At 40.6% G+C, this 19466-nt stretch carries 15 protein-coding genes; 14 read left to right on the top strand and 1 reads right to left on the bottom strand.

Translation table 11 applies throughout. The annotated features are described in order from the left end of the window. The first annotated feature begins 12 nt into the window (after positions 1 to 12). The 14 genes from CCC70_RS07495 (at position 13) to CCC70_RS07430 (ending at position 17854) form a co-directional block, all read left to right on the top strand. Entirely contained in the window at positions 13 to 999 is a 987-nt protein-coding gene (locus tag CCC70_RS07495; RefSeq protein WP_287084586.1) for a sensor histidine kinase, read from the top strand. After that, a complete protein-coding gene (locus tag CCC70_RS07490; RefSeq protein WP_287084585.1) occupies positions 996 to 2387 on the top strand; it encodes an ATP-binding cassette domain-containing protein in 1392 nt (463 codons plus the stop codon). Before CCC70_RS07495 ends, CCC70_RS07490 begins: the two co-directional genes overlap by 4 nt. Beyond that, on the top strand, positions 2368 to 3279 hold the full coding sequence (locus CCC70_RS07485; RefSeq protein WP_287084584.1) for a hypothetical protein: 912 nt from the start codon (positions 2368 to 2370) through the stop codon (positions 3277 to 3279). The genes CCC70_RS07490 and CCC70_RS07485 overlap by 20 nt, the downstream gene beginning before the upstream one ends. Positions 3280 to 3389: 110 nt before the next feature. Next, positions 3390 to 4271 carry a substrate-binding domain-containing protein gene (locus CCC70_RS07480; protein ID WP_287084583.1) on the top strand — a complete coding sequence of 294 codons (882 nt, stop codon included), beginning with the start codon at positions 3390 to 3392 and terminating at the stop codon, positions 4269 to 4271. Continuing rightward, on the top strand, positions 4271 to 5209 hold the full coding sequence (locus tag CCC70_RS07475) for an ABC transporter permease (protein WP_287084581.1): 939 nt from the start codon (positions 4271 to 4273) through the stop codon (positions 5207 to 5209). Before CCC70_RS07480 ends, CCC70_RS07475 begins: the two co-directional genes overlap by 1 nt. 235 nt (positions 5210 to 5444) lie before the next feature. Further along, positions 5445 to 6356 (top strand): alpha/beta hydrolase, encoded by a 912-nt coding sequence (locus CCC70_RS07470; RefSeq protein ID WP_287084580.1) that lies wholly within the window; start codon positions 5445 to 5447, stop codon positions 6354 to 6356. A 3-nt stretch (positions 6357 to 6359) separates the two neighbouring features. Then, positions 6360 to 7295 (top strand): ABC transporter permease, encoded by a 936-nt coding sequence (locus CCC70_RS07465; RefSeq protein WP_287084579.1) that lies wholly within the window; start codon positions 6360 to 6362, stop codon positions 7293 to 7295. Between the two features lie 6 nt (positions 7296 to 7301). Continuing rightward, positions 7302 to 8174, top strand: a complete 873-nt coding sequence (locus CCC70_RS07460) for an ABC transporter permease (RefSeq protein WP_287084578.1) — start codon at positions 7302 to 7304, stop codon at positions 8172 to 8174. An 11-nt stretch (positions 8175 to 8185) separates the two neighbouring features. Further along, positions 8186 to 9172 (top strand): ABC transporter ATP-binding protein, encoded by a 987-nt coding sequence (locus CCC70_RS07455; RefSeq protein WP_287084577.1) that lies wholly within the window; start codon positions 8186 to 8188, stop codon positions 9170 to 9172. Beyond that, positions 9169 to 10125: an ABC transporter ATP-binding protein gene (locus CCC70_RS07450; RefSeq protein ID WP_287084576.1), complete on the top strand. Its 957-nt coding sequence runs from the start codon at positions 9169 to 9171 to the stop codon at positions 10123 to 10125. Before CCC70_RS07455 ends, CCC70_RS07450 begins: the two co-directional genes overlap by 4 nt. Before the next feature lie 29 nt (positions 10126 to 10154). Continuing rightward, entirely contained in the window at positions 10155 to 11699 is a 1545-nt protein-coding gene (locus CCC70_RS07445; RefSeq protein WP_287084575.1) for an ABC transporter substrate-binding protein, read from the top strand. 81 nt (positions 11700 to 11780) lie between these two features. Further along, positions 11781 to 12710 carry a ketopantoate reductase family protein gene (locus CCC70_RS07440; RefSeq protein ID WP_287084574.1) on the top strand — a complete coding sequence of 310 codons (930 nt, stop codon included), beginning with the start codon at positions 11781 to 11783 and terminating at the stop codon, positions 12708 to 12710. 12 nt (positions 12711 to 12722) lie between these two features. Beyond that, positions 12723 to 14381, top strand: coding sequence for a dihydroxy-acid dehydratase (gene ilvD, locus CCC70_RS07435; RefSeq protein WP_287084573.1), 1659 nt, complete (start codon positions 12723 to 12725; stop codon positions 14379 to 14381). Positions 14382 to 14461: 80 nt separating this feature from the next. Further along, positions 14462 to 17854, top strand: coding sequence for a DEAD/DEAH box helicase (locus CCC70_RS07430; protein WP_287084572.1), 3393 nt, complete (start codon positions 14462 to 14464; stop codon positions 17852 to 17854). Between the two features lie 191 nt (positions 17855 to 18045). Here CCC70_RS07430 and CCC70_RS07425 read toward each other — a convergent pair whose 3' ends face one another. Beyond that, a complete protein-coding gene (locus CCC70_RS07425; protein WP_226843521.1) occupies positions 18046 to 19419 on the bottom strand; it encodes a sodium-dependent transporter in 1374 nt (457 codons plus the stop codon). Between the last annotated feature and the right edge of the window lie 47 nt (positions 19420 to 19466).

Genomic DNA, 19466 nt, shown 5'->3' with positions numbered 1-19466 from the left:
AAGGAGTGGATAATGACAGATGAAAAAATAAAATGGTTTTGTAGCTGCTGGTTAGGAGAAGCACTGGTGCTTATTATGTATCTGTTCCATCCTGAAAGCTGGTTGTTGTTTACAGGAATTCTGGGAGCAATTCTGTCTGCATGGATAGGGTATCATTTCATATATAAAAGCATGAAGAGTTGGAATAAAAATCTGGAAAGAATTGTAAGAAACAGTAGCTGGGAAGATTTTCTGGATGAGCAGTTATGGGCATCAGAGGTAGTAAAGGGATATATAACTGAAATTCTGGAAGGCCTGATTGAACAGAATATTCAAAAAGAAGCTACGGAGGTGTATGACAAACATGCACAGCTAATCGCACTGCAAAGTCAGATTAATCCGCATTTTCTGTATAATACACTGGATAGCATAAGAGGACAAGCTATAATTAATGGTGAAAAAAATATTGCTGTAATGTTGGAGGCACTGGCAAATTTTTTTCGGTATAGTATCAGCGGAAAAGAGAATAGAGTTACATTTCGAGAAGAAATGATCAATATGGAAAATTATATAAAGATTCAGAATTACAGATTCCAGGGACGTTTTACAGTTGAGGTAGATGAATCTGCTAGGGATCGAGATATACAAGATTGCATTGTTCCAAAACTGATGCTGCAACCTATTGTCGAAAATGCTATATTGCATGGACTTGAACAAAAGAAAGAAGGAAAAGTATTGATCATGGCTGATGTAACAGAAGACGTTCTTCTGATCACGGTTTCTGATGATGGAGTAGGGATGAGCGAAGAAAAACTGAGACAGCTGAATCAGGCACTTGAGCAGGGATATTTGAATAAAAAGAGTAAGAGCACGCACGGAATAGCTCTTCCAAATGTACATAGCAGGATCAGAACTTTTTTTGGTGAAGAATATGGGATTACTGTTTATTCAACAGAAGGAAAAGGAACTGATGTGGAAATATTGCTTCCGCGCAGAACAGGGTATCAGGGGAGTATATGAAAAAGAATTATGTTGCGTTTTATCAGACATATATACAAGATCAGAAGGGATATTTTTGCCTTGAAAAAATTAATTTATTGATAAATCAGGGAGAAATTGTATGTCTGACTGGTTTGAGTAATGCCGGAGAAGCGGCAATTTTGCAGTACTTAAGTGGAAATGCAAAAAGAATTAAAGGAAAAATCAGTATTAATGGGAAGGATGTGAATCAGAAATATATTTCTGAAGAAGTGAAAAAAGATTTTTATTTATCATCCATGGAAGAAATGGAAAATAAAGATCTTAATCTGATGGAGTATTTGATGATTCTGTCCTGCGAGCATTTTTGTCCTCAACTATGGAACGAAAAAGAAAACAAAAAAAGAGCAGAACAATTATTGCACGAATCTGGAATGAACATGGAAGTTACTTCTAAGTGTTGGAATCTTCGACCTGTAGAAAAAAGAATTCTATATCTTTTGCGGGCAGGTTATTCAGGTGCCAAAATGATTATGATCCATGATGAATATGAAGATATTTCTGAAGATGAATTGGAACGATATGATGAAATCATCAGGCGGATGAAAGAAAGAGGTTTTTCTTTTATTATTATGACTAAGAATGTTCGTTTTGCTGCGAAATTTGCAGATGTTACCTGCATATTCAAGGATTATCATATAATAAAGAAATTTTACCGGAATCAGGAAACTCAGGAATCAATATCTTCGTATATTACTAGATCAGTAGGAGTTCTGAAAAAATCCAATGAGTATGAGCGAAAAGAAAAATATCGTGCAGAGATTATTTTACACGGAGTAAAAGAACGACAGAGATTTTCGGTTAATACAGGAGAAATTCTTTTGATAAAAACAGAAGATACTCGTAGTTTGATGAAATTATTTTCTGTTCTTTGCGGGAAAAGCAGTGGTTTAGCTAACGTTTTTTTTAGAGGTAAAAAATTATCTTCCACTACTTTGGGTAATCAGTATAAAAATAAAATTATTTTTATCAGAAGTTTTTCTGATCCTAAAGAAGTATTCAGGAATATTTCAATTGGGGAAAATCTGATACTCCCTAATGTGAAAAAAATTCATCCATTTCATTTTAGAAGAATAGAATCAGCAGAAAAAGCTATGGCGAAACAGTTGGGAAGTGAAGGGGAGCTTTTGACAGAAGCAGGTCGATTGAAGATCATTTTAGAACGTTGGAAAATTTTTGCTCCCGAACTGGTAGTTCTCAAAACTCCATTTTTAAATCTGGATTATGATTGTCGCCAGAATATTAATAAATGGATGCAGGAATTGGTACAGGAAGGAACATCATTTATTATTCTTACTTCGGAGATTTATGATTATAAAAAAATATATCACCGGATATGGGAGTTTAAAGATGAAAGAAATTATGGATAAACATATAAAAATATTTGACAGGATATATCCATATATGATATCCATCCTGATTATCTTTATTTTTGGGATTTTACATATGGACAAATGGTTTCAAAAAGAAATTATCAAACTTTATATCAGTCAGGCACTTATATGGTTTCCGGCAGTTCTGGGGATTCTTTTGCTGGCATTAGGAAATGAGTTTTATGTAGCAGTAGGGGAACAGATTGCATTTGGAGTATGTATTGCCGGATGGTTAAGATTTCAGTGGAAGTTGCCGTTACTTTTGATTTTTGCTGTAGTGCTGATCAGTATGGCAGGAATCGCTTTTCTTTTTGAAAATATATATAGAGTATGCAGGATACGTTTCATATGGATCAGCATAGCTCTTCAGTTTATACTGGCAGAAATTACAACAATATTTAAGCTTCACATACGTTCAACTGGGCGTGAAAATGGATTAACTGGGCGTCTGGAACCGCTTTTTTTATTATTGTGTATTGTCATAGTGTATTTGTATTTGAATAAAACGTTTTCCGGAAGGTATTTTTCTATGGGACAAATTGAAGAAAAATATGGAGATTTTCATCCGGAAATGATAACAAAGGTGAAAGCCGGAGCGATGTATATTGTATGTGCTTTGATCGGTCTGACTGCTTTTTTATATTTTTCATGTAGTGGAAGTACATCCTTGGTTCAGGGAGGATATTTAAATTACACAATTTTGCAGGTTTTTGGAATTTGTGGTTTGTACCGCTTGTCGAAAAAAATCTGTTTTTGCGGGCAGCGTTGGGAAGTCTGGCTTTTGTATTGCTTCAAGCAATTGAACAGAAACTTGGATTTGGAAGCAGGGAAAATATTATTATCAGTGGATTTCTGTTTCTCTATGCAATGCTGCAGCATAGACCGTTGAAATCAGAAAAAATATCGGTTGGAAAAACAATTCGAAAATATGTGTTTTTTTCTGTACCATTTATAGTTTTAACATGTATTTTTTTGTTCCGATATATGGAAAATAAAGAAATGATAATGACGGCTACAGATCAGAAAGTGAAGATCATTATGCCTACATTGAGTTTGGATTATGAAGCAAGTCTGGCTGATCATCTGCAGGATTATTTGCAACGATATGGTTTTTATAATATTGAGTGTGTTAGTTATGAAAAGGATATGCTGACATGTAAGGAGATTCTGGAAAATTGTATAGTAGAAGGAATGGATATAGTTTGTATGTATCCTCTTGATGATTCCGCTGCTGAGATTCAGAAAAAAGTTATGGAGGCTGGAATTGGACTGATAACTATTGGTACGGAAACCAGCAATTACGATTATCTTGTTCGTATGGATTATAGAAAAGCGGGACAGTTTATTGCGGAGACAAGCTATTCATGGGTTAAAAGAAATCTTCCGGAAAACAGTCAGATTGCTACTGTTGGGACTTATATAAATGATAATATGACAGAACTGACAGATGCGATGAATGCCAGACTTAAAGAACTGACAGAAAATGAGTACGAAATAGTAGAAACTGCGATTTTGGACGGAACAGGACAGGATGCATCGGGCTATCTGGAAAGTCTGTTAGTAAGATATCCAGAATTGAAAATGGTAGCAGCATATAATGATGGTTATGCATTGTCTGCTGTAGAAGCATTTCGGATTATGGGGAAGGCCAGAGGTGATACGGGAGTGTTTGGATGTGGTGGAACCTCACAGGCATTTGAAAAAATTGCGGAGGGAAGTATTATGAAAGGAACTGTTTTTCTGGGAGATGAAGCAAGAAAATGGGCAGATGCGGTTTATGCATGGAAAAATAATTCACTGGATGGAAAAACAGGTAAAACATTTCATATTCCTGTTACTATTACAAATGTATATAATTATCAGAAAGAACAGGAAGAATAATGAAAAATAAGGAAAAGAAATTTTCAAGGAAGCCCATTTTTGTGCTTTTGCTGCCTGTTATTGAAATGTTTGTTTTAGAATATATAACGGGTCATTTTTTCAGTTTGAATAATATGCTGAATATTTTATATCGTTTTTCTATGTTAGGACTGGTTGTAATTGGAATGAGTTTTGTTATTCTTACTGGTGGAATTGATTTTTCAGTAGGTGGGCAGATTGCATTTTCCGGTATGCTGATGGCAATTCTTATTATACGTTTTCAGTTTTCTTATGCGGCAGCATTTGTTATTGCCACGCTGACAGGAATGCTTATAGGGTATCTGAATGGAAGTATCAGTATAGACTTCAAAATTGAACCGTCAGTTGAAACTTTTGGAATGATGATTATTCTGAATGGTCTTGTTTATACGATCTCAGGTGGCCATTCAATAATAGGAGAAGGGGAGATATTCCAGTTTTGGACGGGAGAATCAAACAAGATTTTTGGAGCAGCATTTCTGGCACTGTTTATAGCATATAGTGTCAGTAAGCTGTTGCTGAAAAAAACTTACCCAGGCAGGTTTTTACATGTGGTTGGAGAAAATTTTGAAACAGCTGAATTTATTGGAATAAACAGCAGAAGAGTAAAGATACTGGCATATATACTTTGTTCTTTTATGATGACGATCACTGCTACATTTACCATAGGCTACAGTCATGTAGCAACTCCGTTTTCCGGTTCAGAATATATGAGTGACAGTTTGATTGCCTGTTGTGCAGGAGGTTTTTCATTGAGAGGAGGAAGTGGAAGGATTGAAGGTGCATTGATGGCTGCACTGATATTGGTAATCTTTGACAATGGTATGCGTATTCTGGGACTGAATCAGGGAAGTACTGGATTTGTAAAGGCCGTGATCTTGCTTGGAGTTCTGGTATTTAACTTTAGAAGAAAAGATTAGGAAATATTATAAAAACAGAAAATAAAAGCAGTACTGCTGAGAGGAAATTTAATTACCATACAGCGGCGCTGCTTTTTTGTGTTTTTCCTACAAAAATAACAAAAATATCCCACCAAAACAAAAGAATACCACATAACAAGCAGAACTATGACTTGTTATAATGCATATATAAGAGGCGGATAAATACATATGGTTTGTACAAAAAGACCAGAACGAAGCAAAAAGGAGGAAGAGAATGAACGTAAAAGAAGAGCAATGGGGTCAGGATGGTATTGAATACAAAGATTGGAACAATGTGCCTGAAAAAGATATTGCCTGCTATGACTATGCAGATTATGAAGAGGAGCATTATCTTCTTTCCCCAGAAGCAACACCAGCAGAAGGAGTTCCGAGAGGAACAGTAACAGAACATGACTGGGAAAGTCGTGAAATCTACCCTGGAGTAAAAGGAAAATACTGGCTTTATGTGCCGGAACAGTATAAAGGGCAGGAAGTAGCTCTGATGGTATTTCTGGATGGTGGATGGTATGTGCAGGATAAAGTGCCGGAAGTACTGGATAGTATGATTGCTAAAAAAGAAATTCCTGTAATGATAGGACTTTTTATTTCGCCAGGTGACAGGGGACCGGGACTTCCAAGATATGGTGGAACGGATAACCGAAGCATAGAATATGATTCCATTGATAAACGTTATGCGGAATTTCTTGAAAAAGAGATCATTAGCGAAATTCAAAAAAATTATAAAATTTCCAATAATGCTTGGGATCATGGAATCTGTGGAATCTCTTCCAGTGGAAATGCTGCTTTTGCGGCAGCATGGAATAGAAATGATATTTTTGCAAGAGTTTTAACTCATGTTGGAAGCTTTACAAATATTCGTGGTGGATATCATTTTCCATCAATGATCCGCAAAGGGAAAAAAAGAGATCTCAGAGTGTTTTTACAGACAGGAGAACATGATCTGAATACATGTTTTGGAGACTGGAAGATTGCCAATATGGATATGGAGTCTGCATTAAAATACAGAGATTATCAGGTGAAACTGGTAATAGGACCAGGAGCGCATTCCGGACGGTATGGAATTTCTATTTTACCGGAAAGTCTCAGATGGTTATGGAAAAGTGAAAATGAAAACGGAAAGGAATAAAAAATGATTAAATATGTAGTTAAAAGATTATTGATGTGTATTCCAATCGTTATTGCAATTACCTTTATTATATTTGCAATTCTTTCTTTTACACCGGGTGATCCAGCAAGAAATAAGCTTGGAAATCTGGCATCAAAAGAAGCAGTAGAAGAATTAAGAGAAGAATGGGGACTTAATGATCCGTTTCTTGTAAGATATTTTAATTACATGAAAGGTCTGGTACATGGAGATCTGGGGAGATCTTACAGCAAGGACACAGTAGTAGCAGAAGACCTCAAGATTTGCTCAAAGGTAACATTTCCAATGATCATAATTGGTCTGTTTTCAGCAGCACTTCTGGGAATTCCATTAGGAGTTTATGCGGCTGTAAAACAATATAGTGTACTTGATTTGTCGGTTCAGGCGGTGGCTATGCTGCTACAGGCCGTTCCGCAGTTTGTTATGGGACTTTTGCTTATGTTATTCTGTTCTTTAAAAATGGGATGGTTTCCGGCATCCGGTGACAGTACACCAATGCATTTTGTATTGCCGTGTATCGCGGTATTTGGCGGATGCCTTGCAGCAATTGTGCGTTTAACAAGATCGTCTATGCTGGAAGTGATTCGCGCGGATTATGTAAGAACTGCAAGGGCAAAAGGAGCAAAAGAGAACAGTATTATCTTTAAACATTGTCTCAGAAATGCACTTTTACCGGTACTTACTTCTCTTGGTACTTCTTTTGCAGGAATGATTGCAGGAACTGTAGTTGTAGAGAATGTATTTGCCATGAATGGCATTGGAAATTATCTTCAGTTGAGTATTCTTGCAAAAGATACTCCGGCAGTAATGGGGTGTATTATACTGATTTCAGTAGTGATCTGTATTGTTAACATGATAATTGATATTGCATATGCACTTATCGATCCGCGTATCAAAGCACAGTACATAAAGGGGGTCTGAAAGATCATGGGTAGAAGAAAGAAAAAAGGACAAATTTGCCAGATATGGAAACGATATTGCAGAAATAAACTGGCAGTAGTTGGACTGGTTATTCTGGGAATAGTTCTGGTACTTGTTATTGGTACAAGTATCTTTGGAAATTATCAGAATGCAGTGGCTCAGGATCTGACAGATCGGTATGCAAATCCGGGATTATCGGATGGTGTTTCATCGCTGTTTGGAAAAGATCAGGTTGGACGATCAACATTTTGGAGGATTTTGTTTGGAGGAAGGATTACACTGATTGCATCTCTGACAATAGTCTTCTTATCTATGGTGCTCGGTGGAATGTTGGGAGCAGTAGCCGGATTCAGCGGCGGAAAAGTAGATAATGTAATTATGCGTACCATGGATATGATTTTGTGTATTCCATCTCTGCTACTGGCAATGACTATTGTAACTGCATTGGGAACTTCATTGGTAAATCTGGTAATAGCACTTACTATTGCTACGATTGCCCCTGTGGCGCGTGTAGTACGGTCATCTGTCCTGACTGTAAGAGGGCAGGATTATATTGAAGCTGCAACAGCCTGTGGCTCTACAAAGACAAGAACAATATTGGTTCAGGTACTGCCGAATGCAATCGGACCGATCATTGTTCTGGCAACACTTCTTCTGGCATCTCAGATTCTGAGTATCTGCAGTCTTAGCTTTCTTGGAATGGGAACACAGCCACCGACACCGGAATGGGGTCTTATGGTGTCTGACGCAAAACAGTATTTAAGGACATATCCAATACTGACTATTGTTCCAAGTATCGCGATTATATTAAGTGTAGTGTCAATTAACCTGATCGGAGATGGTATTCAGGATGCAATTGACCCAACCTTAAAGAGATAGGGAGAGGAAAAATGGGAAAAAGGCTTTTGGAAATAAAAGATTTATTTGTAGAATACAGTACTATGGAGGGCAAGGTATATGCAGTAAATGGTGTGGATATCAGCCTTGATGAGGGAGAAACACTTGGTCTGGTAGGAGAAACCGGTGCTGGAAAAACAACTACTGCGCTTAGTGTTATGGGACTTCTTCCAGAACATATTGGTAAAGTTACAAACGGAGAAATATTTCTGGATGGTGTAGATGTACTGCATGCAAAACCTGAAGATATGAGACTTCTCAGGGGAGCTGCCGTTTCCATGATTTTTCAGGATCCTATGTCAAGTTTGAATCCAGTATTGACGATTGGAAGTCAGATCCGGGAAATACTGGAATTGCATAACACAGAAAATCTGGATAAAAATCAACTGGAACAAAAAGTTGATGAGATTATGAAAATGGTAGGAATTCCGCCGGAAAGAAAACGTGAATATCCACATCAGTTTTCTGGTGGAATGAAGCAGAGAATTGTGATCGCAATCGCGCTGGCCTGCCGACCCAAACTGATCCTGGCAGATGAACCTACAACCGCTCTGGACGTAACGATTCAGGCGCAGGTACTGACAATGATGCTGGATCTTCAAAAACAGATCAACACAGCTATGGTCATCATCACTCATGATCTTGGAATCATTGCACAGACATGCCAGAAAGTGGTGGTAATGTATGGTGGAGTGATTGTAGAATGTGGTACGGTAAAACATATTTTTGACAGTGGAAAAAGACATCCGTATACACAGGGGTTGTTTGACTCTATTCCGAAACTGGACGAAGAAACAGACCGCCTGATTCCTATTGAAGGCCAGATTGCGGATCCTACTGTGCAAAGAACATGTTGCCCGTTTAAAGAAAGGTGTAAGTTCTGTACAGAACGATGTGATACAATGCCGACAATGAATGAACTTGAGAAAGGACATTTTATCCGTTGTCATTTATTTGGAGAAGGGAGGGGAAAAGTATGAACAGTACCACTTCAAACTGTATAGAATTGCAGCATCTGAAAAAATATTTTAATACAGGAAAAGGACAGCTGCATGCGGTAGATGACATTAATATAAAGATTGAAAAAGGTACAACGTTGGGAGTTGTTGGAGAATCCGGATGTGGAAAATCTACTTTGGGACGTACAACATTGAAGCTGCTGGAACCTACAGAAGGGAAGATTTTGTTTGAGGGACAGGATATCACAGGATATTCTGAAAAAAAGATGATTGCAATGAGAAAACATATGCAGCTTATTTTTCAGGATCCGTATTCGTCATTAAATCCTCGTCAGACAATCGCAGACATTGTTGCAGAACCGTTTAAGATTTTTAAAACATACAAGAATAAGAACGAGATGTATGATAAAGTAGATGAACTTCTGGAAACAGTAGGACTGGCAAAAATGTATGCATACAGTTATCCGCATGAACTGGATGGAGGAAGAAGGCAGCGAGCAGGAATTGCCAGAGCAATTGCAATGAATCCGGAGTTTATTGTTTGCGATGAGCCGGTTTCGGCACTTGATGTTTCAATTCAGGCTCAGATTTTAAACCTTCTTATGGATCTTCAGGAATCGCAGAAACTTACATATATGTTTATTACACATGATCTTAGTGTTGTAAAGCATATCAGTACCAATATTATGGTCATGTATCTTGGACAGTGTGTGGAATATGCATCATCCAGAGAGCTTTTCAAAAATCCGGCACATCCTTATACACAGGCATTGCTGAATGCAGTACCGATACCAAGCCTGCATGGAAGAAAACTGTCACAGTCACTGCTCATGGGTGAGTTGACAAGCCCGATCGATCCGCCAAAGGGATGCAGATTTGCAGCAAGATGTCCTTATGCAACTGACAGGTGTAAAAAAGAAGATATACCGTTAAAAGAAATCAGCCCTGGACATACAGTTGCGTGTATTCTGTAAAACTTTAACTAAGAAAGGAAAAGATAAATATGAGAAAAAAATATATATCAGCCATGTTTGGGCTGGCAATGACTGCAACTTTGTTGGTTGGAAGTACATTAAGCGTAAGTGCAAAATCAGAAGACTCTTCAGAAATTCATGTAGTACGTAGTTCGGTAACAAGTTTTGATCCATGGGAAGGCTATGATAATTTTAATGTTTATTATCAGTTATATGATCAGCTTGTAAGTGTGGATGAAAACGGAGAAATTCAGCCGGATCTTGCAGAATCATGGGAAGTTAATGAGGATGGAACAGAGTATACTTTTAAATTGCGTCAGGATGTGAAGTTTACCAATGGAGATCCGATGACTGCAGAAGATGTAGCTTGGTCTATTAATCAGGCGATTGCATCTCCGAATATTTCTGCACTTACAACTGCATGGAAAAGTGCGGAAGTAGTTGATGACGATACAGTAAAGATTACTCTGGACTACGGATATGCATATTTTCTTAATATGCTTTCCACTTCAGCAGGAAGTATCTGTAATAAAAAAGCAGTGGAAGCAGCTGGAGGATCTTTTTCCAATGGAATAGAAGGTGCTGGAACCGGTGCATACAAAATAAAAGAATTTGTAAGCGGATCACATCTGACGCTTGAAGCAAATCAGGATTATTATAAATCACCAGCTGATTTTGAAACTGTTGTTATGGATATAATAGCCGATCCAAGTACAGCCTCTATTGCACTGCAGTCTGGCGATGTAGATTATAATGATGTGATCAACTTTACAGATGTAGAAGGATTAAAAGCAACAGACGGAATTGATATGATCGAGCAGGATGAAATGCGTACAGTATATCTGATGTGTAATCTGAGCGATCAGAATGAGTCTTCTCCGATTGCAGATGAAAGGGTAAGAGAAGCTATTTCCTATGCAGTAAACAGACAGGATCTGAGAGATTATGTATATGAAGGCGCAGGCTGTCTGATGTCTTCTCTGAACTATGCTACATGGCCGGGATATGATGATGAGCCACAGATTGAAAGAGATCTGGATAAAGCAAAGCAGCTTATGGAAGAGGCAGGATACGGAGATGGATGTACTTTGTCCCTGGCTTATAACACTGAATATCTTTCAACATTCCCGGATGTGGCAGTACTTGTTCAGAGTGAGCTGGCAGAGATTGGAATTACTCTTGAAATTAATCCATGCAATGCCTCTGCTCTGAATGACCAGGTAATGGCAGGTACTTATGGAGATTTATTCTTAAACGCAAATGGTTGTTTCAATGATCCATTTAGCTGGTACGATTATCTTATGAGCAGTAAGGCTATTCAGTCTACAAACTTTTCATACTGGTCTTCTGATACAGTTGATGATCTGATCGTTCAGGGACGTACTTCTAAATCGGATGAAGAGGTTGCAGAGATTCTTGATAAGCTGAGAGTAGAATTATGGAAAGAATGGCCAGTTATTCCGCTTTGTTCATCAGGTATGAGATATGCGGCTTATGATTCAACAAAGATCACTGGCTGCCGGGTTGATTTTGATTTTGATTATGAATTATATAACTGGAAAAAAGTTAAATAAGCGTTTGTTCAGCACGATGTCAGTACATAGATCACTGGCATCGTGCCGGATAAAAGGAATAATAAAAAAGGAAGATATTTTATGAAGATTATTATTGTTGGGGCCGGCGCAATGGGCTGTCTGTATGGGGCGTTTTTGAGTGAAAAGAATCAGGTGATCATGGTTGATACATCCAGAACTGTAGTTGACAGGATTAACAGTCAGGGCATTGTGGTAAAAGAAGAGAATGGGGAAGAAAAGAATTACAAAAACAATATTTCAGCATATATATCCGGAGAATGTGATGAAAAAGCGGATGTAGTGATCATGTTTGTAAAATCAACGTATCTTGAAAATGCACTGGAACAGAATAAAGAACTTTTTCAGGAAGATACGATGGTACTGACACTTCAAAACGGAGCTGGTAATGATAGAAAAATAGAACGCTATGCCAGAAAAGAAAATATTATTATTGGAACCAGCAAGCATAATGCATTTTCGGAGGCACCGGCAGTAGTAAGACATACTGGTAGTGGTGTGACTACAATTGGAAGCAATCATCATGCAGATGAACTTTTGAAAAAACTGGATGGAATGCTGAAAGAAAGTTCACTGGAAACATTGGTTTCTGATGATATCCAGCGCATTATATGGGATAAATTGTTTGTAAATCTTTCAATCAATGCATTTACAGCTATTGCTCAGACTCCAATCAGCTATATGATAGAAGATAAGTATGCCTGGAACTTTGCCAAACGTCTGATCTATGAAGCGATAGAAGTAGCAGAAGAAGACGGGACATATTTTGACCGGCGTCAGGTTCTGGAATCTGTAAAACAGACCTGTAAAAGACTTGAGCATGGATATTCATCCATGTATCAGGATCGAAAAAGAAAAATTAAAACAGAAATTGATGTCATCAATGGAGCAATTGTGGAACAGGCAAAATTATACGGGGTTCCGGTTCCGTATAATTCACTGATCGTAGATCTTGTTCATGCGATTGAAGGGGCGTATGAATATTATGAGTAAGAGGAATTAAGAATGCATAGTGATATTATGAAATCTGGTGCAGAAAGAGCACCTCAAAGATCGTTGCTTTATGCGGCGGGATTTACAGAAGAAGAAATCCATAAGCCGTTGATCGGAGTAATATCTGCGCAGAGCGAGATCATTCCGGGACATATGCATCTTAATCGTCTGGCCGAAGCTGTAAAAGCCGGAATATATGCGGCTGGTGGAACGCCGGTTGTAGTTCCTGCGATAGGAGTCTGTGACGGACTTGTAATGGGACATAAAGGAATGCATTATTCACTTGCTTCCAGAGAATTGATCGCAGATTCTGTGGAAACTTTGGCGGCAGCCCATTGTTTTGATGGTATGGTTCTTATACCAAATTGTGATAAGATTGTACCTGGAATGGTCATGGCAGCAGTTCGGTTGAACATTCCTGCAATCGTCTGCTCTGGTGGCCCCATGTATGCAGGAAATGTAAACGGGAAAAATGTCAGCCTCTCACAGATGTTCGAGGCTGTTGGAGCTTTTAAGTCAGGTAAGATCAGTGAAGAAGAACTGAAAACATGGGAGTGTGAGAGTTGTCCATCCTGTGGTTCCTGCGCAGGAATGTTTACTGCAAATTCCATGAACTGCCTCTGTGAAGCATTGGGAATTGCACTTCCGGGAAATGGAACAATTCCTGCACCTGCTTCGGCAAGAATACATTTAGCAAAACATAGTGGTATGAAGATTATGGATCTGGTAAATAAGGAGATAAGACCACGTGATATTATTACTGAAAAGGCATTAAGAAATGCGATAACAGTAGATATGGCGCTAGGATGTTCTACAAACAGTTCCCTTCATATACCTGCAATTGCCTGTGAAGCAGGAATAAAACTTAATCTTAAAGTTTTTAATGAAATCAGTGAGAAAACTCCAAATCTATGCCATCTGGCACCAGCCGGAGAACATTATATGGAAGAACTGGATGCAGCCGGTGGAGTATCAGCAGTTATGAAGGAATTGGCTGATGAGAAACTGTTATGTACAAAAGTACTGACAGTGACGGGCAAAACACTGGAAGAGAATATATCTTCATCAGTGAACAGAAATCCGGAAGTTATCAGGAGGATACAGAATGCGTATTCAAATACCGGTGGACTGGCATTCCTTTTTGGAAATATTGCAAAAAATGGCTGTGTGGTAAAGCGTAGTGCGGTAGCACCGGAAATGTTGATCCATACGTGCACGGCCAGAGTATTTGACGGAGAAGATGATGCTGTAAAAGCAATTTATGGTGGAAAAATAAAACGTGGAGATATAATCGTTATCCGTTATGAAGGACCTAAAGGTGGCCCTGGAATGAGAGAAATGCTTGTTCCTACTTCTGCTCTTGCTGGAATGCAGTTGGATAAAGATGTTGCATTATTGACAGATGGAAGGTTTTCAGGTGCATCCCGAGGAGCTTCCATTGGACATGTTTCTCCGGAGGCTGCAGCTGGTGGAGAGATTGGATTGCTGGAAGATGGAGATCTTATTGATATTGATATGGTTCATTACCGTATTAATGCCAGGGTTACAGAAGAAATGTTTAAAGAGAGAAGAAAAAAACAAAAAATGCCGGAATCCTGGGTAAAAGGAGGATGGTTGAAACGTTATCAGAAACTGGTGTCATCCGCAGATGAGGGTGCGGTTTTGAAATAACGAAATAAAAGGAGACTTGTCACAGTGCAGGTCTCCTTTTATAATGGAAGAAACGCGATAAGAAAAGAAGGGAAAGATGCATGCTTAAACGAACAGCCATACGGGCACTTTGTAATATAACGGCATATCAGAGAGGCCTTGATATTTACCGTACCGGAAAGAGGATCCAGTCGCTGGATATTAAGTCGGAAGGAGCTGTGGATAAAATATCTGCAGCAGTGAAGGGAAGTGGGCGTAATGTATACAATACAGGCTTTCAGTATGATACAGAAGCGGACCGCATAAAAGAAGCATACTGTGACTGCCCGGCCTTTCGCAGCTATTCCGGGATCTGTAAGCATTGCGTGGCAGTGCTTCTGGAATATGGAGACCGTAAGGCCTATGAGCGTGTGGAAATCCGCAGACAGCAGGATGAGGAACAGAAGCAGGCAGAGTTATTCAGCGGAACAGCATTTCCGGCTGCTTTATCCGGACCAGGGCAGCCTGCAACGAAAACCACCGTTGAGCTGAAAAGCCTCCTTAATCGTCAGCTATACAGCCGTATGCTTCCGTTTTCCGGGGATCCGTATTTTGGCAGGGTGGAGCTGGAAACCTGCCTGAAATTTAATTCTGTGAGAAATTGTTTTACCGTGGAATTCCGCGTTGGCTGTGAGAAAAAATATATCCTCAAGGATGTGTTGGCCTTTGTGTGGAATCTGGATCATAATGCGAAGGTTTCTTATGGAAAAAATCTGGAATTTATCCATTCCGATGAAGCCTTTTCAGAAGGATCCAGAAGCGTGCTGTCCTTTATCCGGGAATGGGTCGAGAATCATCACGGCACTTACATGTCCAGATATGAACAGCTGAAGGATATAGCTGTGGAAAAGGTGAGGGATCTTACCGTTGACAGAAAAGAACTTGAGGATCTGCTTCTTATACTTGGCGAAAAAAGTTTCAAGTTCAAAATGAACAATGATCCGGAGACAACATGGCATTCTGTCAGAGAAATTCCGGACAGGACGCTGACGATCCGGAAGAAGGATCAGGGGTTATCTCTTGAGATCGCGCCGGTATATAGTGTGACAGGCATACGGTATCATATGTATTTTGATAATGCGAAGGTATATCTGGTTTCCAGGCAGGAGCTTGGAGCAGTGGAGGAATTTGTTGCCTGTCTGGAGCGGCTTCCTGCAGGCCGAGGCTTTATTGATGAACCGGATGTGCCCGCGTTTGTGCGTGAGCTGCTTCCTTCCCTGAAAAAAATTTTTCACTGTGATCTCAGGGATTTCCCGGAAGAAACAGGTCTTGAATGCTACAAGGCTGCATATGAGATCTATCTGGATGCGCCGGAGCGTGACTGGATCACCTGTAAGGCATTTTCTGTTTACGGGAAGGATAAATTTTCGGTTTTTGACCGAGATGTGTCTGCCCGCACCAGGGATATTCCCGGAGAGCTTGGTGTGTTTGCGTTGCTGTCAAAATATTTTAACGGATATGATGACCAGCGGATGGAGCTGGCATTGGATTGTCGTGCCGAGGAACTGGAATCTTTGTGCAGGGAAGGTTCAGGGAAGCCCGACAGTGTGAAAGCTTCCGAAGAAAAGCTCTACCAGCTTCTTACTGAAGGAATCCCCGCCATGCAGAAAGTTGCAGCTGTCTATATTTCCCAGTCCATTAAACAGATGAGGGTGACAAAGCTGCCAAACATCCGTCTTGGCGTTTCTCTGTCAGCCGGACTTCTGAACCTGGATCTGGATGTGGAGGGGATGGATCAGGCGCAGCTTTTTGATATTCTTTCCAGGTACGATCGCAGGAAAAAATATTTCCACCTGAAGGATGGCAGCTTTCTGGATGTTTCCGATGGTCAGCTCAGGGAACTTTCTGCTCTGAAAAATGGATTGCAGATCAGTGATCGTGAACTGAAAAAAGGAAAGACTCAGGTTCCGGCCTATCGTGCTATGTATCTGGACAGTCAGCTGAAGGGCGGCGATCTGATCAAGGTAGAGAAGGACAATGCCTTTCGTGCGCTGATCCGGAACATGCAGACAATGGAAGAACATAAATTTCAGATTCCCAGGGAGCAGGAAAAAATCCTCCGGGGCTATCAGAAAGAGGGCTTTTACTGGATCAAAACTCTGAAGCATAATCAGTTTGGAGGGATCCTGGCAGATGATATGGGACTTGGAAAAACCCTCCAGGTGCTCACATTTCTCTGGTCAGAATTTCAGGAATCTGCGCCGGGAGAAAACAGACGTGTCCTTGTGATAACGCCTGCTTCGCTGGTGTTTAACTGGATGAACGAGATCGAACGTTTTGCGCCGGGACTTCCGGCTACCGTTGTGACTGGTGATCTGAAGGAGAGGAAAGCACTGATCAAAAATGCGGGAGAACGGGAGGTTCTGATCACCTCCTATGACCTTCTGAAACGGGATCTGAAGGCTTATCGGAACCTGGATTTTGCTGTGCAGATCATTGATGAGGCGCAGTATATCAAGAATCACGGAACTCAGGTGGCAAAGGCTGTGAAGGAGATCCGGTCGGAATTCAGGCTTGCGCTGACCGGTACACCGGTGGAGAACAGGCTTAGTGAGCTGTGGAGTATTTTTGATTTTCTGATGCCGGGATTTTTGTATTCTTATGAGAAATTCCGCAAGGAAATAGAGCTTCCAGCTGTGCAGTACAGCAATTCCGATGCGATGGAGCGTCTGCAGAAAATGATCCGTCCTTTTGTGCTGCGGAGATTGAAGAGGGATGTGCTGAAGGATCTTCCGGATAAGCTGGAAAAAGATATGTTTTCCCCGTTGGAAAGCGAGCAGAAGGAGCTGTATGAGGCCCATACGGAACGGCTTCGCCTGATGCTTGGGATGCAGTCGGATGCGGAGTTTCGCACTTCTAAACTGCAGATCCTTGCAGAGATCACGAGGTTGCGGCAGATCTGCTGTTATCCAGGACTGGTATATGAAGGATACAAAGGGAATTCTTCCAAGCTGGAGATGTGCATGGAGTTGGTTCAGAATGCGGTGAATGGCGGACATAAGCTCCTGTTGTTTTCCCAGTTTACTACCATGCTGGATGTGCTGGCTGTCCGTCTGAAAAAAGCAAAGATTTCTTTTTATATGCTGACGGGGGCTACTTCCAAGGAAAAACGGGCGCAGATGGTACATGCATTTAATGAGGATGATACTTCTGTTTTCTGCATTTCATTGAAAGCAGGAGGAACAGGCTTAAATCTTACTGCGGCAGATATCGTGATCCATTATGATCCCTGGTGGAATCTTGCCGTGCAGAACCAGGCCACAGACCGCGCCCACCGCATCGGTCAGCAGAACGTTGTCAGTGTCTACCGCCTCTTTATGAAAGACACCATAGAAGAACGAATCCGGGCTCTTCAGGAAAGAAAACGGGAACTGGCTGATGAGATCTTAAGCGGCGAGGGAATCGGCCAGGCTTTGATCAGCAGAGAGGAAGTACTGGAGCTGCTAGGCAGGTAAAATTCTTAACTGAATCAAGTAAGTTCCCTGCTTCAATTACGAAAAGCAATACGCAGTGAGGGGACTTGCTTGTATCGGGAAGAATGCAGGCTGTGAATATCCGCCTGACTCAACAAAAACACCCCCGATGGAAATCGCGTGTGTAAATCACATACGATATCCGTCAGGGGTGTTTTATTTAAAGTTTTATTTTATGCAAAAAACTTATCGTACAGACCAAAGAAGAAGATAAACAGAATGATCAGCGGCAGGATATAAGTGATGTATCCGCGCATCCATTTCCGGATCTTCAGGCCTTTTCCGGTGTTGGCTTCTTCTGTGAAGTTTTCCCAGCCCCAGCCCCGTTTGGAAACACAGAAAAGCAGGTATACAAGAGAACCAAGCGGGAGCAGAATGTTGCTTACCAGAAAATCTTCAAGGTCGAGAATTGCGCCGCCGAATACCTTGAGCCAGTCCCAGGACCATACATTGTATCCAAGTACGCATGGCAGAGACAGAAGGATGATGGCGATGGCATTTACAAGACTGGATTTTTTTCGGCTCCAGCCGGTAAGCTCCATACCGCAGGAAATAATATTTTCAAATACAGCCAGGATGGTAGAGAAAGCTGCAAATGACATAAAGATGAAGAACAGGCTTCCCCACAGTCTTCCAAGCGGAATGTGGTTGAAAATATTCGGCAGTGTGATGAAAATCAGGCTCGGTCCGGAAGTCTGGTCAACATTGAATGTGAAACATGCCGGGAAAATGATAAGTCCGGAGGTGATCGCAACAAAAGTATCCAGAAGCGCAATATTCATGGATTCACCAAGCAGTGCATGATCTTTTCCGATGTAGCTTCCGAAGATCGCCATGGCACCGATACCAAGGCTGAGAGTAAAGAATGCCTGGTTCATAGCACCGGTAATGGTAGAAATAATACCGATCTCTTTCATACGCTCGAAATCCGGGATCAGGTAGAATTTCAGTCCCTCTTTGGCACCATCCATGGTAAAACTGTTGATGGCAAGAACAACCATGATCACCAGAAGAGAGATCATCATAACCTTGGTAACTTTTTCAAGGCCGTTCTGAAGACCGCGGGAGCAGACAAAAACACCTGCAATAACAACAACGATCATCCAGAATCCCATAGTAACGGGCTGGCCAAGCATGTTGGTAAACTGTCCTGCAACACCGTCGGAATCAAGTCCCTGGAATTTACCGGTGGCTGTCATATAGAAGTAATTCAGCATCCAGCCTGTAACAGTGGTGTAAAACATCATCAGGAGATAACATCCGATCAGAGTGATATATCCATGGATGTGCCATTTCTGTCCTGGTTTTTCCAGTGCGTAATATGCTTTGACAGGACTCTTCTGGCTGGCACGTCCAACAGAAAACTCCATAGTCATAACAGGAAGTCCAAGAAGGGCCAGGAAGATCAGGTAAAACAGTACGAATGTGCCGCCACCGCCCTGTCCGGCCATGTAAGGGAATTTCCAGACGTTTCCGATTCCGATGGCACAGCCAGCAGAAATCAGAATGAATCCCAGACGGGATCCAAGTTTTTCTCTTTCTTTCATAACTCACCTCATTATTGCAGTATGGTAAACTGCTATTTGTATAAAGT

The organism is Blautia sp. LMAG:89 (assembly GCF_008679485.1).
Classification (GTDB): domain Bacteria; phylum Bacillota; class Clostridia; order Lachnospirales; family Lachnospiraceae; genus Blautia_A; species Blautia_A fusiformis.
The sequence above is the reverse complement of the archived record's forward strand: the minus strand, read 5'-3'. Positions and strand labels throughout refer to the sequence as shown.

Coding starts and splice junctions, on each gene's coding strand:
- CCC70_RS07495 (WP_287084586.1), top strand. CDS start 13: ATGACAGATGAAAAAATAAAATGGTTTTGTAGCTGCTGGTTAGGAGAA.
- CCC70_RS07490 (WP_287084585.1), top strand. CDS start 996: ATGAAAAAGAATTATGTTGCGTTTTATCAGACATATATACAAGATCAG.
- CCC70_RS07485 (WP_287084584.1), top strand. CDS start 2,368: ATGAAAGAAATTATGGATAAACATATAAAAATATTTGACAGGATATAT.
- CCC70_RS07480 (WP_287084583.1), top strand. CDS start 3,390: ATGATAATGACGGCTACAGATCAGAAAGTGAAGATCATTATGCCTACA.
- CCC70_RS07475 (WP_287084581.1), top strand. CDS start 4,271: ATGAAAAATAAGGAAAAGAAATTTTCAAGGAAGCCCATTTTTGTGCTT.
- CCC70_RS07470 (WP_287084580.1), top strand. CDS start 5,445: ATGAACGTAAAAGAAGAGCAATGGGGTCAGGATGGTATTGAATACAAA.
- CCC70_RS07465 (WP_287084579.1), top strand. CDS start 6,360: ATGATTAAATATGTAGTTAAAAGATTATTGATGTGTATTCCAATCGTT.
- CCC70_RS07460 (WP_287084578.1), top strand. CDS start 7,302: ATGGGTAGAAGAAAGAAAAAAGGACAAATTTGCCAGATATGGAAACGA.
- CCC70_RS07455 (WP_287084577.1), top strand. CDS start 8,186: ATGGGAAAAAGGCTTTTGGAAATAAAAGATTTATTTGTAGAATACAGT.
- CCC70_RS07450 (WP_287084576.1), top strand. CDS start 9,169: ATGAACAGTACCACTTCAAACTGTATAGAATTGCAGCATCTGAAAAAA.
- CCC70_RS07445 (WP_287084575.1), top strand. CDS start 10,155: ATGAGAAAAAAATATATATCAGCCATGTTTGGGCTGGCAATGACTGCA.
- CCC70_RS07440 (WP_287084574.1), top strand. CDS start 11,781: ATGAAGATTATTATTGTTGGGGCCGGCGCAATGGGCTGTCTGTATGGG.
- ilvD (WP_287084573.1), top strand. CDS start 12,723: ATGCATAGTGATATTATGAAATCTGGTGCAGAAAGAGCACCTCAAAGA.
- CCC70_RS07430 (WP_287084572.1), top strand. CDS start 14,462: ATGCTTAAACGAACAGCCATACGGGCACTTTGTAATATAACGGCATAT.
- CCC70_RS07425 (WP_226843521.1), bottom strand. CDS start 19,419: ATGAAAGAAAGAGAAAAACTTGGATCCCGTCTGGGATTCATTCTGATT.